The 23,821-nt window shown below is 41.6% G+C and carries 26 protein-coding genes; 2 read left to right on the top strand and 24 right to left on the bottom strand.

Going from position 1 to position 23,821, the window contains the following annotated elements:
- Nucleotides 1-38: 38 nt before the first annotated feature.
- The 18 genes from V7112_RS12520 to V7112_RS12435 all read right to left on the bottom strand — a co-directional run bounded on the left by V7112_RS12520 (nucleotide 39) and on the right by V7112_RS12435 (nucleotide 15,730).
- Nucleotides 39-413, bottom strand: a complete 375-nt coding sequence (locus V7112_RS12520; protein WP_335419953.1) for a hypothetical protein — start codon at nucleotides 411-413, stop codon at nucleotides 39-41.
- Between the two features lie 162 nt (nucleotides 414-575).
- On the bottom strand, nucleotides 576-1,010 hold the full coding sequence (fabZ, locus tag V7112_RS12515) for a 3-hydroxyacyl-ACP dehydratase FabZ (RefSeq protein WP_335419951.1): 435 nt from the start codon (nucleotides 1,008-1,010) through the stop codon (nucleotides 576-578).
- Between the two features lie 305 nt (nucleotides 1,011-1,315).
- A complete protein-coding gene (locus V7112_RS12510; protein ID WP_335419948.1) occupies nucleotides 1,316-1,612 on the bottom strand; it encodes a DNA-directed RNA polymerase subunit beta in 297 nt (98 codons plus the stop codon).
- A 90-nt stretch (nucleotides 1,613-1,702) separates the two neighbouring features.
- Nucleotides 1,703-2,545, bottom strand: coding sequence for a flagellar hook-basal body protein (locus V7112_RS12505; RefSeq protein WP_335419946.1), 843 nt, complete (start codon nucleotides 2,543-2,545; stop codon nucleotides 1,703-1,705).
- A gap of 73 nt (nucleotides 2,546-2,618) precedes the next feature.
- A complete protein-coding gene (locus V7112_RS12500; protein WP_335419943.1) occupies nucleotides 2,619-3,455 on the bottom strand; it encodes a flagellar hook-basal body protein in 837 nt (278 codons plus the stop codon).
- 328 nt (nucleotides 3,456-3,783) lie between these two features.
- Nucleotides 3,784-4,785 (bottom strand): rod shape-determining protein, encoded by a 1,002-nt coding sequence (locus V7112_RS12495; protein WP_335419940.1) that lies wholly within the window; start codon nucleotides 4,783-4,785, stop codon nucleotides 3,784-3,786.
- Nucleotides 4,786-4,933: 148 nt separating this feature from the next.
- A complete protein-coding gene (gene spoIIID, locus V7112_RS12490; RefSeq protein WP_010677153.1) occupies nucleotides 4,934-5,209 on the bottom strand; it encodes a sporulation transcriptional regulator SpoIIID in 276 nt (91 codons plus the stop codon).
- Between the two features lie 297 nt (nucleotides 5,210-5,506).
- The gene (locus V7112_RS12485; protein ID WP_335419936.1) at nucleotides 5,507-6,163 is read right to left on the bottom strand and encodes a 3'-5' exonuclease; all 657 of its coding nucleotides are present in this window, start codon (nucleotides 6,161-6,163) and stop codon (nucleotides 5,507-5,509) included.
- Between the two features lie 14 nt (nucleotides 6,164-6,177).
- Entirely contained in the window at nucleotides 6,178-8,058 is a 1,881-nt protein-coding gene (locus tag V7112_RS12480) for a DUF294 nucleotidyltransferase-like domain-containing protein (RefSeq protein WP_335419934.1), read from the bottom strand.
- An 82-nt stretch (nucleotides 8,059-8,140) separates the two neighbouring features.
- The gene (locus tag V7112_RS12475) at nucleotides 8,141-9,799 is read right to left on the bottom strand and encodes a sodium:solute symporter family protein (RefSeq protein ID WP_335419929.1); all 1,659 of its coding nucleotides are present in this window, start codon (nucleotides 9,797-9,799) and stop codon (nucleotides 8,141-8,143) included.
- A 227-nt stretch (nucleotides 9,800-10,026) separates the two neighbouring features.
- Entirely contained in the window at nucleotides 10,027-10,329 is a 303-nt protein-coding gene (locus V7112_RS12470) for a DUF4212 domain-containing protein (RefSeq protein ID WP_116352046.1), read from the bottom strand.
- A 91-nt stretch (nucleotides 10,330-10,420) separates the two neighbouring features.
- Nucleotides 10,421-10,600 (bottom strand): hypothetical protein, encoded by a 180-nt coding sequence (locus V7112_RS12465; RefSeq protein WP_335419924.1) that lies wholly within the window; start codon nucleotides 10,598-10,600, stop codon nucleotides 10,421-10,423.
- Nucleotides 10,601-10,875: 275 nt separating this feature from the next.
- The gene (locus tag V7112_RS12460) at nucleotides 10,876-11,403 is read right to left on the bottom strand and encodes a chromate transporter (protein ID WP_335419921.1); all 528 of its coding nucleotides are present in this window, start codon (nucleotides 11,401-11,403) and stop codon (nucleotides 10,876-10,878) included.
- The gene (locus tag V7112_RS12455; protein WP_335419918.1) at nucleotides 11,400-11,951 is read right to left on the bottom strand and encodes a chromate transporter; all 552 of its coding nucleotides are present in this window, start codon (nucleotides 11,949-11,951) and stop codon (nucleotides 11,400-11,402) included. Before V7112_RS12455 ends, V7112_RS12460 begins: the two co-directional genes overlap by 4 nt.
- Before the next feature lie 188 nt (nucleotides 11,952-12,139).
- On the bottom strand, nucleotides 12,140-12,745 hold the full coding sequence (pcp, locus tag V7112_RS12450; protein WP_335419916.1) for a pyroglutamyl-peptidase I: 606 nt from the start codon (nucleotides 12,743-12,745) through the stop codon (nucleotides 12,140-12,142).
- Between the two features lie 13 nt (nucleotides 12,746-12,758).
- Nucleotides 12,759-13,289: a chromate transporter gene (locus V7112_RS12445; protein ID WP_335419913.1), complete on the bottom strand. Its 531-nt coding sequence runs from the start codon at nucleotides 13,287-13,289 to the stop codon at nucleotides 12,759-12,761.
- Nucleotides 13,286-13,861 carry a chromate transporter gene (locus V7112_RS12440; RefSeq protein WP_335419910.1) on the bottom strand — a complete coding sequence of 192 codons (576 nt, stop codon included), beginning with the start codon at nucleotides 13,859-13,861 and terminating at the stop codon, nucleotides 13,286-13,288. The genes V7112_RS12445 and V7112_RS12440 overlap by 4 nt, the downstream gene beginning before the upstream one ends.
- 258 nt (nucleotides 13,862-14,119) lie before the next feature.
- Nucleotides 14,120-15,730, bottom strand: a complete 1,611-nt coding sequence (locus V7112_RS12435; RefSeq protein ID WP_335419907.1) for a gamma-glutamyltransferase family protein — start codon at nucleotides 15,728-15,730, stop codon at nucleotides 14,120-14,122.
- Between the two features lie 245 nt (nucleotides 15,731-15,975).
- Here V7112_RS12435 and V7112_RS12430 point away from each other — a divergent pair, with 245 nt between their 5' ends.
- Nucleotides 15,976-16,425, top strand: coding sequence for an Lrp/AsnC family transcriptional regulator (locus tag V7112_RS12430; protein WP_335419903.1), 450 nt, complete (start codon nucleotides 15,976-15,978; stop codon nucleotides 16,423-16,425).
- Nucleotides 16,426-16,472: 47 nt separating this feature from the next.
- Here V7112_RS12430 and V7112_RS12425 read toward each other — a convergent pair whose 3' ends face one another.
- The gene (locus V7112_RS12425; RefSeq protein ID WP_438823887.1) at nucleotides 16,473-18,935 is read right to left on the bottom strand and encodes a S8 family serine peptidase; all 2,463 of its coding nucleotides are present in this window, start codon (nucleotides 18,933-18,935) and stop codon (nucleotides 16,473-16,475) included.
- Nucleotides 18,936-19,292: 357 nt separating this feature from the next.
- On the opposite strand from V7112_RS12425, the gene V7112_RS12415 reads away from it, so the two are divergent.
- Nucleotides 19,293-19,649, top strand: coding sequence for a cupredoxin domain-containing protein (locus V7112_RS12415; protein ID WP_335419900.1), 357 nt, complete (start codon nucleotides 19,293-19,295; stop codon nucleotides 19,647-19,649).
- A gap of 33 nt (nucleotides 19,650-19,682) precedes the next feature.
- Here V7112_RS12415 and V7112_RS12410 read toward each other — a convergent pair whose 3' ends face one another.
- The 5 genes from V7112_RS12410 to V7112_RS12390 all read right to left on the bottom strand — a co-directional run bounded on the left by V7112_RS12410 (nucleotide 19,683) and on the right by V7112_RS12390 (nucleotide 23,292).
- Nucleotides 19,683-20,462 carry an ABC transporter permease gene (locus V7112_RS12410; protein WP_335419897.1) on the bottom strand — a complete coding sequence of 260 codons (780 nt, stop codon included), beginning with the start codon at nucleotides 20,460-20,462 and terminating at the stop codon, nucleotides 19,683-19,685.
- A complete protein-coding gene (locus V7112_RS12405) occupies nucleotides 20,459-21,370 on the bottom strand; it encodes an ABC transporter ATP-binding protein (RefSeq protein ID WP_335419894.1) in 912 nt (303 codons plus the stop codon). The genes V7112_RS12410 and V7112_RS12405 overlap by 4 nt, the downstream gene beginning before the upstream one ends.
- 1 nt (nucleotide 21,371) lies before the next feature.
- Complete coding sequence (locus V7112_RS12400) at nucleotides 21,372-21,569, bottom strand: PLD nuclease N-terminal domain-containing protein (RefSeq protein WP_335419891.1); 198 nt, start codon at nucleotides 21,567-21,569, stop codon at nucleotides 21,372-21,374.
- Between the two features lie 275 nt (nucleotides 21,570-21,844).
- A complete protein-coding gene (locus tag V7112_RS12395) occupies nucleotides 21,845-22,276 on the bottom strand; it encodes a DMP19 family protein (RefSeq protein ID WP_335419888.1) in 432 nt (143 codons plus the stop codon).
- Between the two features lie 119 nt (nucleotides 22,277-22,395).
- Nucleotides 22,396-23,292 carry a M23 family metallopeptidase gene (locus tag V7112_RS12390; protein ID WP_335419886.1) on the bottom strand — a complete coding sequence of 299 codons (897 nt, stop codon included), beginning with the start codon at nucleotides 23,290-23,292 and terminating at the stop codon, nucleotides 22,396-22,398.
- Nucleotides 23,293-23,821 lie beyond the last annotated feature (529 nt).

Genomic DNA, 23,821 nt, shown 5'->3' with positions numbered 1-23,821 from the left:
GCAGGACAACATCATCCTGCCTTTTCTATATTTGATTCTTATTTTCCTCCAGTGCCTGTACCACCGGTTCCTGTACCATTAACTCCACCAGTTCCAGTAGGATTTGTCCCATTCATGTTACCATTACGGTCATCATCGTCATTGTTGATATCAAGATCTCCATCATTATTCTCATCTTCAACGACGTCTTGGTCTCCTTTGTTGAGACCGTTGTTGTTAGGGACGACATCTTCCTCTGGAGTCACATTATTATCCATGTTGTTGTTATTATTCACGTCATTATTGAAATCCTCACCAGGTGTTTCAAGTCCATCATTCTCTGGAGGTGGATTTTGGTCATCAGTGTTACAGCCTGTAATTAAAAACACGGCAAGGAGTGACCCCATTAGCTTTAAGAACCATTTGTTGTTCATTGCATATTCTCCTTTCAGCTTTCTTCTAAGTATTGGATTGACCTACTTGGTCTGTTGTTAGCTTTCCCCGAAGTTTAAAAATGTATCAAAGAAATTACAAATTCATCAAAAAAGAATAAAAAACCCAGATGGTTTATTCCATCCGGGTTGACTAAACTACGCTTATTCTGTTTTATCCCCTAAGGCAAACATGATTTCTGTTTCGCAAACAAGCTCGCCGTCCACAGTAGCAACAGCTTTTCCTTTACCAATCGATCCGCGAAGACGAGTGATTTCCACTTCAAGACGAAGCTGGTCACCAGGGACTACCTGCTTTTTAAAACGGCAATTGTCAATTCCCGCAAAGAATGCAAGTCTGCCCTTGTTTTCTTCTTTTTTAAGCATCGCCACTGCGCCAACCTGAGCTAATGCTTCTACGATTAACACACCTGGCATTACAGGATATCCAGGGAAATGTCCGTTGAAAAACTCCTCGTTTGCCGTTACATTTTTAATACCAAGTGCACGTTTTCCCTCTTCCAATTCAAGAATTCGATCGACTAATAAAAATGGATAGCGATGTGGGATAATTTCCTTTATTTCATTGATATCGTACATAATTTTTAATTTCCTCCTCTATGTATACAATCAAATGCGCCTTGGCGTATTTTGCGCACAGATTTTTTAGGCCCATACGACGTGGGTCACAAAGACGTTGCCACAGGACGTGGCGTTTTTAGTCTTTGATCTTATGCTCGAAAAACTTCCTTTGAAAATCGCATGTCTCCGCCGGAGCCTCTCCTTTATTCAGTAGAAGTTAATGACTTCTACTGAATAAAGTTAGCGTATAAAGCTTATTATAATACAAGTATTCGGGAAAGAGTAAATTTCCCCGAATGAAAAAAGAAGGCATACGCCCTCTTCTATTTTTCAGCATCTTTATTGACAAGGTCTACAATATGCTGCCATGTTTCTTTTTTCAAGGCATCGCTCGGATCACCATCTCCAATGACTCCGTAACCTACAACCAAACCAATCATGACGCTGGCTGCAAAAAGAACTACAACGAGCAAAAGTCGTATCCAAATCGGAATTAAACGAATTCGAAGCTTTCCTTCACGCTTCTTTTTCGGCTCTTTTCCCGTATTCTTTTCTTCGTCACGCGCCTTTCGAAAGTCTTCGCGTGATTTTACTTGTGTATTGTTAAGTTCACTTGTCACTGAGATTACCCCTTATCTTTAGGTTGTTCCGAGTTTCACCGATTACCTACCTTACTTTATAGTATCTACGTAGATTTTTATTTTTATCACTTATCTAATTCCGTTTACAAGTCCCATCATCTGGTCCGAAATCGAGATTGATTTTGCATTAAATTGATATGAGCGTTGGGTCAGCAGCAGGTCAGACATTTCAGTTGTCAAATCAACGTTTGATTGTTCAAGTGCGCCTTGTTGCATGCTAACTTGTTCACGTAAAGCACCTTGAAGTGAAACGAATACATCATCCGCCGCGATTCCAAGCTGCGCCAAGTCAGGTAATGCAAATTGGTTTTGTCCCATTGCTTGAAGGAGCTGTGGCTTATTTATTTGCACGACTGACAGATTAAATGTTTGAGGTACGCCTGCCTCGGGAACGACCGTTAACTCGCCGTTTGTTGAGATTTTAATTTCTTTAAAATTGTCAACAAACACAATTGGCTCTCCATCTTGGTCTAAAACAGGATGACCGCCACTTGTCACGAGGGAAACACGATTTGTTCCATCATTTGCAGGAGACAAATAAAGGGCACCATCCTTTGTAAAACGAGGGACCTGGACACCATCTTCATCCACTAACACTTGTAAAAACTGATTTTCCTTTGTAAACGCGATATCTAGCTCACGATCTGTTGTTTTGATGGAACCTTGAGTCATCATCATATTTGTATGGCCAAGCCGAGCACCAACGCCTACGCGTATTCCATTAGGAGTCACGCGGCCCTGCTCTTGCGCGGTTACAGGTTGATTATTGAATTGTTGGGATAAAAGCTCACTAAAGTTGACCTGGCGCTTTTTATACCCGGTCGTATCAATATTAGCTAGATTATGCCCAATTGTATCAAGCTGCTTTTGCAGCTGACTCATCGTATTTGTCGCCGTAATCATCGAACGCATTCAAAAGGCCTCCCTTGTTTTCTTTATGTCTAGCTTAAGACGCACCGGAATTGGGGCGCACCTTGCGCTTTTCTTATAATCTTCCAATCTCGTTAACCGCTTTGTCCATGCTCTTGTCATATGCTTGAAGCACCTTTTGGTTGGCTTCGAATGTACGGTATGCGGTCATCATTTCTGTCATCGCCTGACTCACATCCACATTTGAGCCTTCAAGGAATCCTTGTTTTAAAGAATAAGACACTTCTGGATTTGCTCCAGCGTTTGGCAACACTTCACCGTCATTTGTGCGGTACAATCCATTTCCTTCTTTTATCAGGTTCAATGGATTTTCTGAAAAAGCAATACCTAGACGCGACTGAGTTTGTCCGTTAACGATTATGCTTCCATCGGCTGACACGTCAAACTGATCATTCTCAAGTGCAATTCGATTTCCGTTTTCATCAAGCACATAAAAGCCTTCGTTTGTCGTTAAAAAACCTGCAGGGTCAACGGTGAAGTTTCCATTTCTTGTATAGCGTACATCACCGTTTGCATTTTGAACGGTAAAAAACACAGAACCCGGTTTATTCGTTTCTGCATTGATTGGCAGGTTCCCATTCACCAACGCCACATCTGCCCGAAGCCCTGTTTCGCGGATATCTCCTTGCTTGAACAGCGGAATCATTTCCTGCATGTACACACCTGTGTTAAGGCCACCGATCCTGCTTGCTGTCCGAAGGCTGCCACCATTTTTAGCAGGGCTTTGTACACCTTCAAGACGTTGCATGAGCATTTCTGGAAATGCACGTAAAGAGCCTTGGTCCACTTTATAGCCAGGTGTATTGGCATTTGCAATATTGTTCGTTAGCATTTCGGTCCGACGCTGCTGAGCAAACATTCCAGCTGCTGCAGAATAAAATCCACGTAACATGAACTCACCTCATTTTTCCAAGCACATACTTAGTTTTAATTATAGTAGGAAATCCCTATTTCTTCATCTGTAAAATATAGCCACACGATAGAAAAGCGCAAGCGCCTTGGAAGAGGAACATCGACTAACTACTGCCACGTCCTGTGGCAAACGTCGATGTCAGCACTTCCTGTGCAAGTCCGACTCTCATAAGAAAAGCCGGCATGAAGGATGCCTTTTATCCTTCTTGACGGATTGGCTTATGACCTAGAGGGGCTAGGCGCTGGAGCCAGACAATAAAAAAAGTGGGAAAGGACCTGCCATTTCGGAAAGGTCCTCTATTACGTATTTAGACTAGTTTTCTGCGTGGTAGCTTGTCCAAGTTTTCAAGCATGATGCCTGTTCCGATCGCTACACACTCCATTGGGTCTTCAGCAATTAACACAGGAACACGTAATTCTTCTGCTAAAAGCTGATCCACACCGTGAAGTAAAGCGCCACCGCCTGTTAAAATTACACCACGGTCGATGATGTCCGCAGAAAGCTCAGGTGGTGTTCGTTCAAGAACACTTTTTGCAGCTTGTACAATTGCAGAAACCGGTTCACGAAGTGCTTTTTCGATTTCCTCAGACTTGATTGTCAGTGTACGTGGTAAACCTGTTACCATGTCCCGTCCACGAATATCGATTTCCTCATGACGTGAATCTGGGAAAACAGTCGCAACTTGAATTTTAATGTTTTCAGCTGTTCTTTCCCCAATTAGAAGCTTGTACTCACGCTTAATATAGCTTAAGATTTCCGCATCAAATGTGTCTCCAGCCATTTTAATTGAAGAGGCGGTGACGATATCGCCCATTGATAAGACAGCAACATCTGTAGTACCACCGCCAATATCTACGACCATGTTTCCGCTTGGTTGGAAGATGTCCATTCCCGCACCAATCGCAGCCACTTTTGGTTCTTCTTCAAGATAGATTTTCTTTCCGCCGCTTTTTTCAGCAGCTTCCTTGATTGCTTTTTGCTCAACAGAGGTAATGTTTGTTGGGCAGCAAATCAGAATTCTTGGTTTTGAAAGAAATCCTTTTACATTTAACTTGTTGATAAAATGCTTGAGCATTGCTTCTGTTACATCAAAATCAGCAATCACTCCGTCTTTTAATGGTCGAATCGCCACAATATTTCCAGGTGTACGACCCACCATTCGTCTTGCTTCTTCACCAACAGCTAAAACCTTGCCTGTGTTTCTATCTAATGCCACAACTGATGGCTCGTTCAATACAATTCCTTTACCTTTTACATGTATAAGTACGTTCGCAGTTCCTAGATCGATACCGATATCCCTAGCTAACATTTGGGTAACTTTCCTCCTTGCATTTAAACACAAATGCACATTATTTTCCTAATTATATATTCTATCACAATTTAACATTTTAAATAGACATTTTGTAAATTTTTTGTAGGAAAATGTCGTAAAAATTAGGAGGAAAGCCCCACGCATGTTATTTCACAGGCTCTTCTTGTAACTCCTCTTCTTTCTTATACTTGAGCTTAGTCGCTTCTCCACCCCGTAAATGCCTTATTGATTTATGGTAATCAAGGATTTCTTTTACTTCATTTGCTAGTTCGGGATTGATTTCAGGTAGCCTTTCAGTTAAATCTTTATGGACAGTACTTTTGGAAACTCCAAATTCCTTCGCAATGACGCGAACTGTTTTTCTTGTCTCCACGATATACTTTCCAATCTTGATAGTTCGTTCTTTGATGTAATCGTGCACACTACTCGCCCTCCCTATGTGGATGTGAGAAGTGTGAAATGAGACGCGTTCTTGCTTCAATGAAGAAGTCATTAGTTTGGATTGTATTCTCATATGAATTGCTGGATCTTTGAAGACGGTATACGCCCCCTCACCTCAAACACTCTCTTTGTTAGGTTTGTAACATTTTATTAGCTTGGTTGAGGGATTATGCTATAAAAGTCAAGAGGGACAAGGCTTTTATCAAAATATTTTTAAAAATCGCTTGTTTTTCCAGCTAGGACATGCCGTTTTGTTTCTCGGACAACCCGTGTTCCTTTAGAAAATCCTACTTTGGTTTTCGGTTGCTTGGAGTAAATCACCCCAGGTTCGTTTTCCTCGAGCTTTAAAATGATACAGGAGCTCAACAAATAGATAAGCAGTTGTCAGGGCGTCACCGGTGGCCGTATGTCGTTCATATAATCTTGTTCCGAAGTTCTGTGCGTATCTGTGTAGATCGCGCATATCATAAGACGGTGAGAGATAGCCAATGACATCCAACGTATCAATTGTCGGCATCCTCCCAAGGCTGTATTTTTCACGTTTCAGTTCACTTTTTAAGGTAACAATATCAAATAACACATAATGGCCGACAAGGCAGTTGCTGTTGTTTTCTTTTATGAACTTAAATAACCTTGTAATCCCTTCAATCGATGTCGGCGCGTTTTCGACTTTATCATCCGTTATACCTGTCAATTCGATTATTTCCTGAGAAATTTGTCGGTTTGGGTTAATAAATGTATGAAATTGTACTTCCTCACAAACCTTCAATCCTTCAACTTGAACAGCTGCCATTTCAATTAAGCGATCCACAGTTGCCACCTGAAATCCGGTTGTCTCTGTATCAAAAACCGTAAATGAAACCTCATCAATCGGGGTCGATAATGGGATTTCCTTATGAATTTGCCCGCAAAGCGGCTTTCTACCAAATATCAAAATTTGGGCTCCTCTCATATTTGAAAGTGGGCATTTACTAGAGTTTGAATCTCCTTTAAAATTTTTACACTTAAAATGAGTTCTTCCTTTTCCTTCGTTGTTAAATGTGAAAAATGAAGGATTGATGTAAGCTTCTCCTGATTTTGATATTGACGCCATCTTTGCTTCACATAAATCAGCATTACATCTGAAACAGCAGCCTTAACATCCTTCCCAAAGCTTTCACTAAACACTTTCTTCTCTACTAATCTATCAATCCGCTGAAATGGCGTTCCTGAGATAATGCCATATTCCAAAGATAAGATTTGCAAACAATGGTGGTAGGGAAATAAGATTTCCTTTTTAATATCTAATTGCTTTCGATCTAATTTAAATAGAGCACGAATTGGTTGATCCAATGAAGGTATTTGATGCTCCTGCTCATGGAGGCGGTAAAAAAAGATTTTGGCATGCTTCATTTTTTCAAGTAGCCGTCTTTCAATTTCTTGATGGAGCTCCTCGTCCCCATATAAAAAGCGGTAGGAAAAAAAGTTCTGTGCAAGCAACATATTTTGATTTGTCGCCTGACTAATCCAGGTTTGAACCCGACCCATCCATGTTTTCAGTGATCCGCGCCACATGGGGTTACTCGCCATCATATCCCCCAGACAACGCGCATACCCAGCTTTTTCAAGCAACTGAACAATCTCTGTTCCTAATTTGGAAAAATAGCTTGTTACCTCTGGTGTATTATTTTCGTAAACGAGGAAGTGGTCCTGATCAGTTAACAAAAACTGCTCTTCACGCCCAGCGCTGCCCATCTGGTAAAAACAAAACCTAGGAGGCGGGAGCAACTCTTCTCTTTTTGAAAGTTCTTCAATTGCCATCTCAATACATCGTTTCACAAGACGGTCATAAAGTTTTGTCACACTATCTAATACTTTAAAAATCGGAACATCGTCGGTTAATAGCGTATCGACGACATCATAAATGGCTATTTTTACAGATGGCAGAGTATCGAGTGTTGCCATTTCAATCGTCTTAATTGTTCTCATCATGCTGTCCGTATTTTGCCTTAGGACATCTGATATTGTAATAATTCCTACAACTTCATTTTCATCAACGACAGGCAAATGCTTTACACCATGTAAAATGAAGGTTGATAGGGCCTCATAACAATAAGCGTATTTCGAAATCGTAATGGGGCTTTTCGTCATAAAATCGGACGCGTTTGTCTTTCCATTTTTCCTTTCATAAATGACTCGTGAGACAAGGTCACGCTCAGTAATAATTCCAAGCAGCTTTTTCTTTTCAACAACAAGAACAGAACTCGTTCGGTGCTCCGTCATTTGTTGTGCAACAGTACTGCAAACAGTGCTTGGATCTACTGCGATGAGTGACTTTGTCATAATATCCTGAACCCTTCGAACGAGGGAACCATTTTCTTTTGCCTTTCTTGTAATTGTCACCTGCTCGGCTAATGTGCTATAAATTTCTTTGAGGCGAAACGCGAGTTGTGTAAAAAGATAGTGGTGGAAGTTTGGGTCGTGCAGGCGTATTCGGGTGACACGGTTGGGGATTAATAAGCATTGTCCAGGCTCTGTTGCCATAACACCGACTCGGTATTCCAGGTCACGCTGTTCGCCCCCAATTAAGTCCGCGATGCTCGATAACCCGATTAATTCTCCAGGCTTTAAAATTTCGAGGACCTCTCGATTTTCACTAGGCCCAACAAAGACTTCTGCAACGCCAGAAAGCAGCAGAAGTATCCCCTCCCGCTGCTCATTGGCATGAAACAATGGATCTGATTGCATAAAGGATTTTTGCTGACAGAATGACAGAAGCTCCAGTGTTTCTTCTCGAGGCAATCCCTGAAAAAAGGGATGTTCCTTCACCATTTCATAGAGCTGTTCCATGTTTTTTCCCTCTTTTAAAACGGTTCTACGGGTTACCCCGTAGAACCGTCGGAAATTTTTTATCTGTGAGGCATGCCTTATATTATGCCTCGTCTTTCAGCCAAACCTCGCCATCCTTGTAGACCATTTGCTCTGGATAGCGCATATCGACTACCTCGTCTTGCTTTGCCTGAGAAGGAGCTTCGGTCATGAGAGAAACAATGATGTTTCCTAAGAAACCAGCTGTTGCCCCAAAGATTCCTGCTCCTGTATCGATGATGCCAAGGACTGTGAAGCCACCGTATTTCGCTGCAAAAATATACGATAGCACGACGACCAATCCGATAAGCATCCCTGAGATAACACCCTTCGCATTTGACCGCTTCCACCAGACTCCAAGTACGAGTGCAGGGAAGAATGTACTGGATGCAATCGCAAAGGCCCATGCGACGATTTGTGTAATCGCTCCAGGAGGGTTTAATGCAACTATTCCAGCAATTAATGTTGCAATCGCAATTGACCAACGCGCAACATTCAAGCGATTTTTTTCCGATGCCTCTGGCTTTAAGACACGGTAGTAAATATCATGAGCAAAGGATGAAGAAAGTGCAATCATTAATCCACCAGCAGTAGATAATGCGGCCGCCATCGCCCCAGCAGCCACTAGCCCGATAACAAATACACCGAGGTTTGCAATTTCTGGTGTTGCCATAACGACAATGTCATTTGCGATCGTCATTTCCTGCCATTGTAAAATTCCGTCACCATTTGCGTCCGCAAGCTTTAATAGACCCGTATCAATCCAGCTTTGCGTCCAAAGAGGAAGATCCGCCATTTTTTGGCCAGCCACTTGAGTCATAAGAATGAAACGTGAAAATGCTGCATATGCAGGAGCCGATAGGTATAATAATCCAATGAATAAAAGCGCCCATGCACCCGACCAACGCGCTGCCTTCATTGTAGAAACCGTGTAGAAACGCACAATAACGTGAGGCAAACCAGCCGTACCACACATTAAGGTGAACATTAACGCTAAAAACTGCCACTCAGAACCTGTTGCAAACGGTGCAAAGTATTCTGTGAAGCCAAGCTGACGATCAAGCTCTCCAATTTCTTCGACAACTTTTCCATATGACAACCATGGTAATGGATTGCTTGTTAGTTGTAAAGAGATAAAAATAACCGGAATCAAGTATGCGACAATCAACACAATGTATTGCGCAACCTGAGTCCACGTGATTCCTTTCATTCCCCCCATTGCGGCGTAGAATGCGATTAACACAACCCCGATCATTGTTCCAATTGAAGCATCAATTTCAAAAAGACGCCCGATTACAACTCCTGAACCAGATAACTGACCAATAGAGTACGTAAATGAAATAATGATGGTACATATTGCCGCAACGATACGAGCTGTATGGCTATCAAAGCGGTCCCCGATAAACTCAGGTACTGTGTATCGGCCATATTTTCGAAGCTGTGGCGCAAGGAGGAAAGTTAATAGTAAATAGCCACCTGTCCATCCCATGATATAGGCAAGTCCGCCATATCCAAGAGCCATGATTGTTCCCGCCATCCCGATGAACGACGCCGCACTCATCCAGTCCGCTCCAATTGCCATCCCGTTATAAATAGGTGGAACGCCGCGTCCTGCTACATAAAAATCTGACGTCGCGCTTACCCGGTTGAAAATGGCGATACCAATATAAAGCCCAAACGACGCTAAAATAATTAATAATGAGACCAGAAATTGTGTATCCAAATTTCCTCCCCCTTTGGGTTCAAATATAGGTACTACTATTTAGTTGGATATACAGCCTCTTTTTATATCCATTTGTATAGCTTGTGTAAGTTTTAAGAATGAAGTGTGGGATGATCCTTACTGAGTTTGAGACTCACTTTTTCATCAAGAAACGTCTTAGAAGTAGGGGTTATGTCTGTTACGTAGGTTAAAAGAATAAGAGTATGATTAATTGGTAGGATAGAGTATTAATGATCAAGCACTTTTCCAGAGCTAATTTGTTCGTTCTTCTCTTCATCGATTCCGTATTTTTGGTCAATTTTGTCGCTTACCTTCGCATTTACAAAAAGAATAATAATAAAGGTGACAACTGCCCCCTGTGCCCCCATGAAATAATGGAATGGCAATCCGTTTACCGAAAATGTAGAAAGTGGCTTTGCGAACAGGACCACTCCAAATGAAACAAGAAATCCGATAATAAGATAGATAATAATATTTCTCGTTTTCTCCCTAAAGTATCCATCAGCAATCTTCTTATCAACTTTTTTCAACTACTAGCACCTCCATAAAAAATAGAATCCTTGTGGCCTTTCGGTTAAGCGTCTTGTCTTTTGTATCACCTCCTTCAAGATACAATGTTTATTATCCTAGGTTAAAAATAAACCGAATCGTTTCCCCTAGCGGTGCTGGAAAACGGATGATTTCGATGACAAAATACGCAAAGATGGATGCAAAGGGCAGAAGTAAAAAGAGTGGGCGCTTTCGCTTAAACGCCATAAAAAGGCTAAATCCAACAATAAATAGCATCAAATATAAGACCATATATAAACACTCCTTGTTATGTAAGCGTTGCCAACAATTTAATAAATCGAACGAATACATTTATATATGTACGATGGACATTTTATAATATTACGAAAATTACTAACATTTATATTATCAATTTATTTCCAGGGCTCGTCAAGAAAATATTTTGGGGAAATTTAGGGGATTAATTGGTCGTTTTGAGGGCTTCGAAAAGTCAAAAAAACCCTACAGTTATCTCTCGTTACAGTAGGGCGTTTTCATCAGATGAATTTGTCAATTGGGCCATAGGATTATAACAACACGGCACCATATACGAGAGATCCGACAATCACATACGCGGGGTGGACCTTCCATTTTTCAAGCAGCAAAAAACTCAATCCTACTAAAATAATCGTGTGCACCAACCCGGCATCCACATATGACTCCTCAAAAAAGCGGTATGCCATTGCGCCCAAAAGAACTGCTATCGTCGGTCGGATATAGTTCGTCATTCGCTTTACTTTTGGGGAATGCTTGAACCTTTTCAAAATGCTAAGCAAGCTAATCATTAAAATCAAGGATGGGGCTACTGTTGCAAAGATAGCCACCACTGCGCCCAGCAGACCTGCCTGTTGAAACCCGATATACCCAGCCATCTTTGTTGCAATCGGGCCTGGCAACGCGTTTCCAATCGCAATGACTTCACTAAACTCATGAACCGAAAGCCAGTTAAAGCGATGGACCACTTCATTTTCAACCAGCGGAATCGACGCAGGACCGCCGCCATAGCCTAGAATCCCCGGAATAAAAAAAGCAATAAACAGCTGCACGTAGATCATAGTTGTTCCTCCTTCTGCTTGTCCTTTTTCAACAAGGCAAGGACCAGCAAGCCGCCAACTAAAATGCCTGGATGTACTCCGAGTACATCTAACACCAAGACACTGAGTAGTCCAAGTAAAATGGCTTTCGTCCAGCCAAGACCTTTTTTGGCATTTATAAAAAATTCCCATGTTAACGATGCTAGCATGACCCCAACGACGGCAAGCACCGCTTTTGTCATTCCCTGTACCCAGTCAAGATTTTTAAAAGAGGCTAATGAGGTAAGTAATACAATCATTAAAAGGATTGTCGGGACAGAGGTTGCCAATACTGCATTGATCATGCCAAGCCAGCCGCCGACCCGATACCCAATATAGCCGGCCATTTTTGTCGTGATAGGTCCAGGTAACGTATTTCCAAGTGCTAAGATATCACCAAAGTCATCGTCTGTTAACCATTTGTATCGCTCAACGGCTTCCTTATGGACAAGCGGAATTGACGATGGCCCGCCACCATACCCAAACAAGCCTACTTTGAAAAACGCATAAAAAATGTGGAATTGCTTCATTTTGAATATCCTTTCTATATAAAAAGAGGAAGCCTAAAATCGGCTTCCTCTTAGTGTTTTCAATTATTTTTCTTGTATTCAAATGGGTATTGGCCGTAAATTTTAAATAGTAGCCGTATTTTCGATTTATTAGCCGTAAATTTAGGTTATTAGCTATACCCTAAAAATATCAGCCGTAAATCCAAAACCTACTCTCCAAACACCTCAAGCATCGCGCGAATTGACTCTGTTAGATCCGCTAACGACCAGCTTGGAATGCCATTTTTCTTCAGTGCAAGCTCATGTGATGCTGGAATATGAATAAATCCCGCGCGCATTGGGAGCTGTTCCATCTCAATTTTATGCAAAACTGAATACATCACATTATTGCAAAGATACGTCCCTGCAGTGTTTGAGATTACTGCTGGGTATCCTTTTTCAACCGAAGCATCAACAAATGCTCGAATTGGCAAGGTCGAAAAATAACCTGCTGGTCCGTCCTCTTCGATTGGCGCATCCTGTAATTTCACGCCACTGTTGTCTGCAGCCCCATCGCGACAGTTGATTGCAATCCGCTCAGGTGTGATTTTATTTCTGCCTGCTGCAAGCCCTAACGAAATCACTACATCTGGCTTTACTTCATTGATATGTTCGATACATTGTTTAGCTGATTCTGCAAAATCAACCGGCAGAATCTTTCCTACAATTTCATATCCACCGATTGTTTGCCCCGCCAAGACGTTGACGATTTCCTCGGTTGGGTTGATTGGATTATCTAAAAAGGGGACAAACCCAGTAAGTAATAGTTTTTTCATTGTTTACACCTCTTTATGCTAAGAAAAACGCTCCGTATCCTAGTGCTCCAATAATCACATAGGCTGGATGGACCTTCAGCTTTTCCATTAATACAAAGCTAACCACAATGATCATAATGGTTTGTAACAAACCAGCATCCGCGTAGGAAGTTGTGAAAAAGCTAATCGTCATTATTCCGAGTAAAACAGCAATTGCTGGACGCACATAGTTGGACATCCGTTTTACCTTTGGGGAATCCTTATGTTTGTATAAAAAGCCTAACAAGACCACCATCAAAATTAAAGAGGGTGCCACGGTTGCAAAGATGCCAACGAGTGCACCTGGAATTCCTGCTACATCATACCCAATATAGCCAGCCATTTTTGTTGCAATTGGGCCTGGCAGTGAATTTCCGAGAGCGAGCACCTCACTGAATTCCGAAACGCTTAACCAGCCGTAGCGTCCCACGACTTCATTTTCAACGAGTGGAATTGAAGCAGGACCGCCACCATACCCAACAATTCCTGGTATAAAAAAGGCTAAGAAAATTTGCCAATAAATCACATGCCAACACCCTTTTCTATCTTTTCTTCAACCTCAGGAGCTTTGTCTTTCTTGACGATTGCGGCGACTAACAGAACCCCAATGATGATTCCAGGATGAACGCCCACAAACTCCATCAATAAAAAGCTCACGACGATGATTCCTGCTGCAAACTTCCAGCCTAACGAGTCCTTTGACTTTTTAAAGAAATCCCATGTTAAGGTTGCAAGCATGACACAAACCACCGGTACAACAGCCTTTGTCATCCCTTGCACCCATGGCTGATCTTTAATAGAAGATAGAAAGGTTAACAGGATAATCATCATAAAAATCGTGGGAACGATTGTTGCTAACACAGCATTAATCATCCCTAACACACCGGCAACGCGGTAGCCAATATAGCCGGCCATTTTTGTAGCAATCGGACCGGGTAAAGTGTTTCCGAGGGCAAGCACATCGGCAAATTCATCGTCATCCATCCATTTGTATTTGCCAACTACCTCTTTATGAACGAGTGGGATTGAGGAGGGGCCGCCCCCATACCCCAAAAGCCCGACTCGTAAAAATGCTAAAAATAAATCAAGCTGCTTCATACTATCATCTCATTTCCGTTTCAAGTGAGTGTTCAAAAGGAGGATAAAAAGGACCGAGAATTCCAAGCGGCGCAGCTTAGAGTACCGGAACAAGGCAACTGCTTGAGTTATCAACCTTGCAGCTTGCGCTGAGGAATTGACTTCAAGAATTTACTAACAGACGCAAGCGCATAACCTAGTAATTCACGATGTTCTCGGAGCAATGTCCGCATAAATTCAATGTGTCATTTTCACCGGACTTTTTGAACATCCTTTCGATTACCAAGAGGCAATACTACCATCTGTTCTCGCTTCCGTACCACCTGAAAGAACACCGGTCTTCGGGTCTCTCCAAATGATTTGACCACGACCAAAACTGCCTCCATCAAGTGCTACTTGAATTTGATGGCCACGTCTCGCGAGTGCTTGAGCAACATGTGTTGGGAAGTTTGGTTCCACCAACACCTTTTTATCTTCAATCCATTGCCATCTTGGTGAGTCAAGTGCCGCCTGCGGGTTCAGATGGAAATCAATTGTATTCATGATCACTTGCGTGTGGCCCTGAGGCTGCATGTATCCACCCATAACCCCAAATGGGCCAACCGCTTCGCCATCCTTTGTTAAGAAACCCGGGATGATCGTGTGGTACGTCTTTTTACCTGGCTCTAACGCATTTTCGTGAGTTGGGTCTAATGAAAAATCATGCCCGCGGTTTTGTAGGGCAATCCCCGTTCCTGGAATCACAATTCCAGAGCCAAAGCCCATGTAATTACTCTGAATATAGGAAATCATGTTACCCTCAGAATCAGCAGCCGCTAAATACACTGTGCCGCCACGAGGTGGTGTTCCCGGTTCTGGTGTTAGTGCCTCGTCACCAATCAAGCCTCTTCTTTGTTCTGCAAATTCTTCCGATAAAAGCTGCGCTGCTGTCACCGACATCTTTTCAGGATCGGTTACATATTTTTTACCATCTGAAAATGCAAGTTTCATAGCTTCAATTTGCTTATGATAGGTTTCAACGGATTCTTTTTCATTGATGTTAAAGCCTTTCAACATATTAAGCGCCATCAACGCGACAATTCCTTGCCCGTTTGGCGGAATCTCCCACACATCATAGCCACGGTAGTTCACCGAAATCGGCTGTACCCATTCAGGCTTGTAATCTGCTAGATCTTCTTTTGAAAGGAAACCACCGTGTTCCTTAAAAAAGGCATCTATTTTATCAGCTAGCTCGCCTCTATAAAAGCTTTCTGCATTGGTTTCAGCAATGGAACGAAGGGTATTCGCATGACCTTCAGAGCTCCATACCTCTCCAATCTCAGGTGCACGGCCTTCTGGCGCAAAGGTATCAAACCATCCCTTGTACTCCGGCGCTGTAAACGTATCTTTATATCTTTTATAGGCACCTTTCCAGTATTTTGCTAGAACAGGTGATAGTGGGTAGCCCTCCTCAGCATATTGAATAGCTGGCTTCAAAACTTCTGTTAATGGGAGCTTACCGAAACGTCGGGACAGCTCTGCCCATGCGGAAGGAACCCCCGGTACAGTCACTGGAAGTAATCCAAACGTTGGCATTTCTTCATGACCTTTTGCTTTTACAGCATCAATTGAAATGCTTTTTGGTGCCGGTCCACTGGCATTGAGTCCGTGAAGTTCCCCCTTCACCCATACGAGTGCAAAAGCATCCCCACCGATTCCATTCGAGGTCGGCTCTACAACAGTTAAGGTTGCAGCCGTTGCAATGGCTGCATCAATTGCATTTCCGCCTTTTTTCAGAATGTCCAACCCTGCTTGGGCTGCTAATGGCTGGGATGTTGCAACCATCCCATTTTTCGCAAAAGTCGCCATTCGTTGCGAAGCATACGGGTAATTCAAATAATCCAAGTTCATTTTAAATATCCCCCTTCTATGTACCCCATTTTTGACAATTGTTAGTTATTTTTCGGAAATTGATTAACAAACGGAATTTTTTGATTATAATTATGATTATAATTGAAATTCAAAATATATTCTATAATTTTAAGTAAATAAGTAAATACGCGGAAAAATTGAATCATCGGCATACAACAAATCGTAAGCATGACCAATTTGATAATATGTGTTATTCCAAAATAAGTTGAAGTGTGGGGATATCAATGAAAATCGATGAAACGGATAAAAAAATTCTTGAGCTGTTAACGATAAATGGAAGAATGTCCTACGTTGATATTGGAAAAGAACTCGGTCTTTCAAGGGTATCGATTCGCGAGCGCGTTAATCAGCTGATTGAAAAAGGCGTAATCGAAAAATTTTCCGTTGTGATTAATTCTGAAAAAGTAGGAAAAGGGGTCTCGGCTTTTTTCGAAGTGGACTGCGATCCCGCTTCACTAGTAAGGGTTGCGGAAACACTTGCAAACAACCCAAGTGTCGCAAGCTGCTACCAAATGACAGGACCAAGCACCCTACATATGCACGTCCTTGTCGAGGACTTCGCCAAGCTTGAAAAATTTATTAACGAAGAGCTCTACAGCTTGGACGGAATTACGAGGGTAGAGAGTCATATTTTACTAAGACGGTTTAAGAGTCGGACAGGGTTGAAGCTATAGAAAATGGTGTCAAGGCAAGAATACTGCCTGACACCATTTTTTATTACTTATTCGTATAAGAAGTTAGTTCCTGCTAGATCTGTTTGGCCTTGGTATGTTGCATAAACATACACGTTATAATAGTTGCCTTTTGGTAATTTGATTTTTTGTCCATTTGAAGCAAGTGTGACTGTTCCATCCCAATCAAAATACTGGTAACCAGCTGGAACGTTTTCATACAAGGCAATGTCACCTATATATCCTAATGGCTCCCCATCTTCATTTGATAGATACACAAAGAAATCTGCTACTTCTGCCCCACCTGGGAAGAAGCCTCCCACCTGAGTTAAATTACCATTGTCATCAAACGAAACCATTGCTGCTTCAGCACGTGGATAATCAGGCTCTTTCACAAAAAGGATGGTTGGAACATCAAATGTTTTCGTCCCATCACTAATTGTAATTGTTCCTTCATAGTAGCCCTGCTCAAGCTTTCCAGCATCCACCTGAACATTCAGATTTACCTTTTGTGAATGGCCCGCATTGACTTTTAAGTTATTGCTTGTAGAAACCTTAATACCTGCTGGGTTTCCAGCAAATGAAACATCAAAGCTATACGTCTTTCTTTCATTTGAAAGATTTTTAATTGTAAAATGCTGCTTTTCAACCTGCTTTCCTTTGTCCTTATAGAACACGCCAAATGAATGGCTTCCAGGTGTTGCAAGTGTTTTTGCATTGATTGCATCTAGCGGACGAATACTTCCCGCTCCTTGCGTATTGTGTGGATATACCTTTCCAGACGCATCCTTTAACTCTACAGCAGTATTCATTAATGCTGCTTTTACGTCATCTACATTCCAATCAGGATGAGCTTGTAAAAGTAATGCCGCAGCACCCGCAACATGTGGGGATGCCATACTTGTACCTTGGTATGCTGCATAACCATGTGGATTTGCAGGATCATGAGTTGGTACTGTACTTGTAATATTTACACCAGGTGCAGAAACGTCAGGCTTGATCATCCATGTGAAGTTTACAGGTCCACGAGATGAGAAGTCAGCTACTGTTTCGTCCACTGAACCCGCTGGTGTAATCGTAAAGCTTACTTTATTGTTTCCTTTTTCAAGCTCAGCAATCAACTTGTTACCATCCTCTTGCGTTGTCTTAATTGTTGGTACTGCCATTCCTGGAACATCCACAAATTCACCTGCCACGTTATTATAAATAATCGCACCGACAGCGCCCGCTGCTTTTGCTGCAATTGCTTTATCAACGAAGGCAATTCCTGCTCCACGGCTAATTAACGCGATTTTTCCATTTACATCTTTTCCTTCAAACTCTTTAGGTGAACCAAACCCGACATGTACAAACTCATATTCCTTTCCATTTAGCGCTAGTAATTCCGTATCACTAGGGAATCCTTGAACCTTTGCTGAAGGATATTCAACGCCTTCAGTTGTAGAGATTGTTGCATTATACACATTAAACGGAAGCTGTGTAGCCCCTACAGAAATAGCATCACGTGATGTACCAGGAGAACCAACTGTCCAATTTTTCGATCCAGCGTTACCATTTGAAGTAACCGCAACGACTCCTTCTGCCATTGCCCAATCAAGCGCAGTGCTTGTCGCATAGTCAGGGTCGTTTAATGAGTTACCTAATGAAAGGTTCATTACATCCGCACCGTCTTGAACAGCCTTCTCGATACCAGCGATAACGTTCTCAGTTGTACCACTTCCACCAGGACCTAGCACACGATAAGCTAGCAATTTTGCATCAGGAGCTACCCCTTTAATCTGGCCATTTGCCGCAACCGTACCAGATACGTGGGTTCCGTGCGCTGTTTCCTCACCACGTGGGTCTCCCTTAGGAGTTTCCTGTGGATCACTATCATTGTCTACAAAGTCATATCCTTTATATTTCCCAAATGCATGAGCTAAATCAGGATGAGTATAATCAGCACCTGTATCAATGACAGCTACTGTAATGCCTTTACCTGTATAGCCTGCATCCCACACCTTATTAGCCCCAATATGAGGTGCACTGTACATCATTTGTGGACTGAACACTTCTGGTGATACAAGCTCGGACTCCTCACCCGTCACCGTATATTCCACATCAGGATACACTGCTTTTACCCCAGGCACGGAAAGCAATGCTGGGATTTCATTTGCTTTTAATTCAACGGAAAAGCCAGAGAATACATAATCGTACTCACGGTTCACTTTACTAGATTTTGCTGCTTGTTTTACTGAGTCCTTTACCTTTTGACGCTCTTTTGCTAGATTTGCTTTTGATTGAGATTTTCCAGTATGCTTTGCCTCAACAATCGATTGTTCGGTAAGCTCTACTATAACTTTTGTAGATTTTGAGGATTTAAGATTAATGCTTCCATACAATTCTGCTAGCTGCTTGGGAGCTGAGGATTTTGCGTTATTTGTTTGTGCAAATGCTCCCATTCCAAATGAAGAAAATACTAATAAAAACGCAAGTAAAATGAGTAACCCTTTTAATGTTTGTTTTTTACCCATGACCTATGCACCATCTCCTAAGTATACTATTGAGTAAGTCCTTTTCCTTATAAAAAAACATCCCTCCTCCTACATCTTTTTTACAGGACTTTTCCCAATATTACAGAGATTCTACCTCCCCCCTTCTATTTCCTTGAAAAATCGTTCTCATTATTCTGACAATAAACCTGTTACTATGAGACTATTTTTAAAAATTTTTTCGTATTTAATCGAGGGCTGTAGATTTTAAGAATAAGTTTAAGAAGGATTGTCGATAAAGTCGATTTTTTTAAAAAGATTTACGATTAATAAGGACAACTTGTAGTGATAATTTTTACGAATTAGAAAAAGATAGTAGTAAGAAAGGAGGGATTGCAGATGAAGTGGTTAGCAAGTTTGAGCATTGTGCTTGCGTTGTTTGTCGTTGGCTCACTTGGTGTATTTGCCGAGACACAGCCTATCGAGAAGGCAATAAAAATTGAGGTCGAATTGAACGATGATTATTTTAATCCGAAAGCCATTACGATTCCCCATGGAAAGCCGTTCGTGTTGGTCATGAAAAACAATGGCGTTAAGGAACACACCTTCACAGTAGAAAAGCTTGGAATTGATTATGTAGTCAAACCAAAACAAGTAAAAATTGTGACTATGGGACCAAAAATGCCAGGTACATATGAACTGATATGTCGATACCATGCAAAGGAAGGCATGGTAGGAGAAGTCATTGTTAAATAACAAAGCTGGGCCAGTTGGCCCCGCCTTGTTTCATTACGCTGCTCTTTCCTTCTTCGCAAAAAAATAGGTTGCACATACAAGCAGGACAAGAATTAATAGAATCGATACTGTCAATGATAGAGTAAAATGTTTGTCCGGGCTTCCTGTTAATAAAAGACTACTTGCATGTGTTGACAGCCTTGCTGGACTCCACATCATCCATTTTGATAATAAGGAAGTGATGGCGGACAGCCCAATCGCTACTAAGATCGACATTAACGCCACTAACAGATTGCTTTTAAATAGCGAGCTTAATAAAAGTGTGACCGTCACAAGGAACACAAGCCACGTTCCATACACCAGCGACCCCTTCATTAATTCTTCAAACCCTATATCTCCAATTAAAACGCCGGTATAATACCAAGACGCTATGATACCTAGTAAAAAGGAACCGATTGTCATCAAAACGATACTGAGCCATTTTGATGTAATATAATTTGCAAACGAAACAGGTTTTACGAGAATGATATCGGACACGCCACTAATTTTCTCAGCTGCCACAATCCCCATAAACGCAAGCACCAACACAAGTATTCCGATTTGGCTATACTGGCCAAAGGTTCCCACGAGCACCTCTTGTGGCGATGGCACTGGAATATCAAAGGTAGATCCCTCTGGTAGCTCGCCCGCTGCTTTGATAATTTCCGGCAAATAATACGAGGTGACTGGTTGCATGATTCCTAGTAAAATGAAGACAAGTGGAATCCAGAGGATTTTAAAATTCCTCGTCATCTCGATCCATTCTTTTTTAAACAATATTGACCATTGCCTCATGACTTCACCACCTTCATAAATACATCCTCGAGGGACGATTGCCCAATTTTAAACGTTGAAACTGGTATTTTTTTAATCAAGATATCTTGTAAAATAGCATTTCGCGAAGCATCTAGCTGTGTTACGACAATTGTTGCCGTCGTGCGCTCCACGGTTACTTCTTGGACCGACTCTATTGCTGTTAGGCCGTTCGCCCAATCTGTTATATCTTTTTCAGCTTCAATCACGATCACATCATGCTGGTGCTTTTTTCGTAGACCCGCAAGCGAATCACTTAATGCCAATTCCCCTTTACGAATAATGACAATATCGTCACAAACCTCTTCTGCGTCATGCAGCACATGGGTAGAGAATAGAATCGTCGTTTTCTTTTTCAATTCCCGCATCATCTCGATGACTTCACGACGACCAACAGGGTCAAGAGCTGATACAGGTTCATCAAGCATGACAAGCTTTGGTTCATGAATCATCGCCTGTGCAATTCCTAAGCGCTGCTTCATTCCTCCCGAAAAACCACCAATTTTCTTTTTCTTTGCGTCAGCGATTCCTACTAATTCAAGCAATTCATCCGCTTTTTGCTGGGATTCCTTTTTTGGTAAATGCGCAAGCTGACCAACATAGACTAAAAATTCAGTTGCCGACATCCAATTGTAAAAAACCGGATGCTGGGGCAGGTAGCCAATATATTTACGATTGTCACCATTTTCCATGCCATCGAATGCAATTTTTCCTGAGGTTGGGTGAAGAAGTCCTGCCAGCATCCTTAGGGTTGTTGTTTTTCCTGCTCCATTTGGACCAAGTAGAGCTGTGCAGCTTCCCTTTTTAATATCAAAGGAGAGATTATTGACTGCTGTTTCCTTCCCAAACTGTTTCACTAAATTTTCGATTGAAACTAGAGTTTCTGTCATCCTATCTCTTCCTTCCAATTACAAAATAAAGAATCGGACCAAGCATGCTTACCAAAATAATGACAAACACCCATAAAATTTTTGGTCCATTCGTTTGTTCACTTCTTGCAAGGTCAATTAATGCCGTCACCATCAAAATCAATTGAATCACGATAATCGGTGCAATAAGCGCCCAGTTAATACCTTCAAGTCCTGTCATGGAAGATCACGTTCCTTTCAAATGTTTTTCCGAAGATAATACGTTTGAGGTGGGGAAAAAGTTCAGTAGAAAATAAAAAATAAAACAGCAACCATTTTCTATCATGGTCGCTGTTTGCTAATTTATCCAGCATTAACGGGCAGTATGCTCCTCACTTCAAGACTTTTGGGAAACAAAAACTTATAAATGGGGGATCAACTGCCCGTAAAAGCCCGATTGGTTCAACTAACCATCAGTTGGGGATGAAGAAAATCCCCACTGATGGAAGTTTCACTTTATTTGATGAAATCCGTATGATTGTTTACAAAATAAGATTCTAGTAGCTGCTGGAGTTTATCTTCTAGGTTGTAATATTCCTGGTCGGCTTTTTCAATTACTTGATAAAAAAGGTCCTCGTTGATTTCTCCATTCTCTAACGCAACAAATGTCTGCCACATTTCCGCACCATATTTTTGTAAAATAATCGCATATTCCTGGGCACCGATTTTTTCAAAAATATGGGTTAGTTCTTTTATGTACGTCGCAATGCCGACTTCCTCAATATACTCATGCCACCAGTTAAGCCAAGCCTCATGCCCGCCACTTTCAAGTTCTGAGTAGTACTGGAAAGCAAGATAAGCTTCATTAAGGGTTTGATTGTCGGATGGAAAATCAATTTTGCTAATACTGTGGATCACTTCATTCCAAATTTCATCATTACTTTTCATTGGGTGTATCCTCTACCTTTTTACCTCATTATACCAAAAAAACCGACTACTCAGTTTGAGTAATCGGTTTGAATTTTAGCTAAAGTTGCCACCACAGTTAGACTACTGTTTCTCCTAGTTTACGCTTTTGCCATTCCGATTGAAGCATCAGTTGAGTTTGCATTTTCCTCTTCACCTGAGTCTTCATCGTCAGCAGGAGTGCCTTCTTTATCTGCTGGCTTCTTACTGTTTTCTGGTTTCTCTTCTTCTTTAGATTGCTTGTCTTTTGTAGGTTGCTTGTCTTCTTCCTTACTTGCAGCTTCTTTGTCTTCTGTTCCTTGCTCACTATTTTCAAGTGTTGTTACAGATTGTCCAAAATACTCAATTGGATTGACAGCTACTCCGTTGTTACGGATTTCAAAGTGTACGTGAACTGCTGCTTCTTTATCAAATTGATTTTCGCCAGCCATTCCAAGGACTTCACCTTGTTCAACTACGTCACCTTTTGCTACTTTTAAGTCTGCAAGCGATTGATACATTGTGACTATACCGTCAGTGTGCTCAATTTCCACAACATTTCCGTGTAGTGGATCCTTTTCTGCACGTGTTACTGTTCCAGCTAATGATGCAACCACTTCAAATGCCTCACCATTTTTAGCGACGATGTCAATTCCTTTGTTAGGGGAATAGATATTGTTATAGACTACAAGAGCTGCTTCTTGCTTTTCTGCTGAAGCCTCTGCATCGTAGAATTCCCTAAACACTTGGATTGCCTCTTGGTCAATGACAGGCATCATAAATTTTTCTGCCGCTTGGTTTACTGGTACACTTGGTTCTTCACCTGTAGCTGTTCCTGGCTGATTTTCACCATATTTCAAATCATCCTTCGCTACATCGTTTTTCCCTGTGAACCATAAAACCGCGGTTAGAATGAGTGCTGCACTTACCAAATAGATTGCTGGAAATACCCAACGCTTTCTAAATAAACGTTGTAAACTTGATTTTTGAGAAGTACGTTTCTTTTCTTCCTCTCTCATGTTTATCACCTCAGCAACCATTCTGAACAGATTTGCGGAATTATATACATTTTCAAAAAATTTTTTTCGATTATTTTTCGACAAAGTCTAAAATAATATTCATAGATTCGAAAATTTTTCAAAAAAGGGGGCCAGTTGGACGTTGACTTTTGAGCATAAGTGTGATTGTGATAGGGTACCGGGGGACGGTTCTGGTGGTTCCGATATTGATGATGATCCATTAACTGGTGGCCGAGTTCATGTTTGAAACTTCATAGCTTGATGAATGGTAATTTAAAACAGGGACGCACGGGGGTCTCCCTTTATTTTGCTTGATGATGAGGATTTGGCTTGGGGGCTGCTTGCGTTTTTTTTTCATAGTTTGGATGAAAGGGATTTACGCGGAGACTTTCATGCGTTTTCCTCTTCATCACCTTAATGCAGGGGATTTGAGTGCAGACTCTCAGGCGTTTTCCTCTTCATTTCCCCCAATGAAAGGGATTTGCATGAGGACTCTCGCGCTTTTTCCCTTTCATAACACCGATGAAGA

This window comes from Bacillus sp. JJ1566 (assembly GCF_036962685.1).
Lineage (GTDB): Bacteria > Bacillota > Bacilli > Bacillales > Bacillaceae_L > Ferdinandcohnia.
The sequence above is the reverse complement of the archived record's forward strand: the minus strand, read 5'-3'. Positions and strand labels throughout refer to the sequence as shown.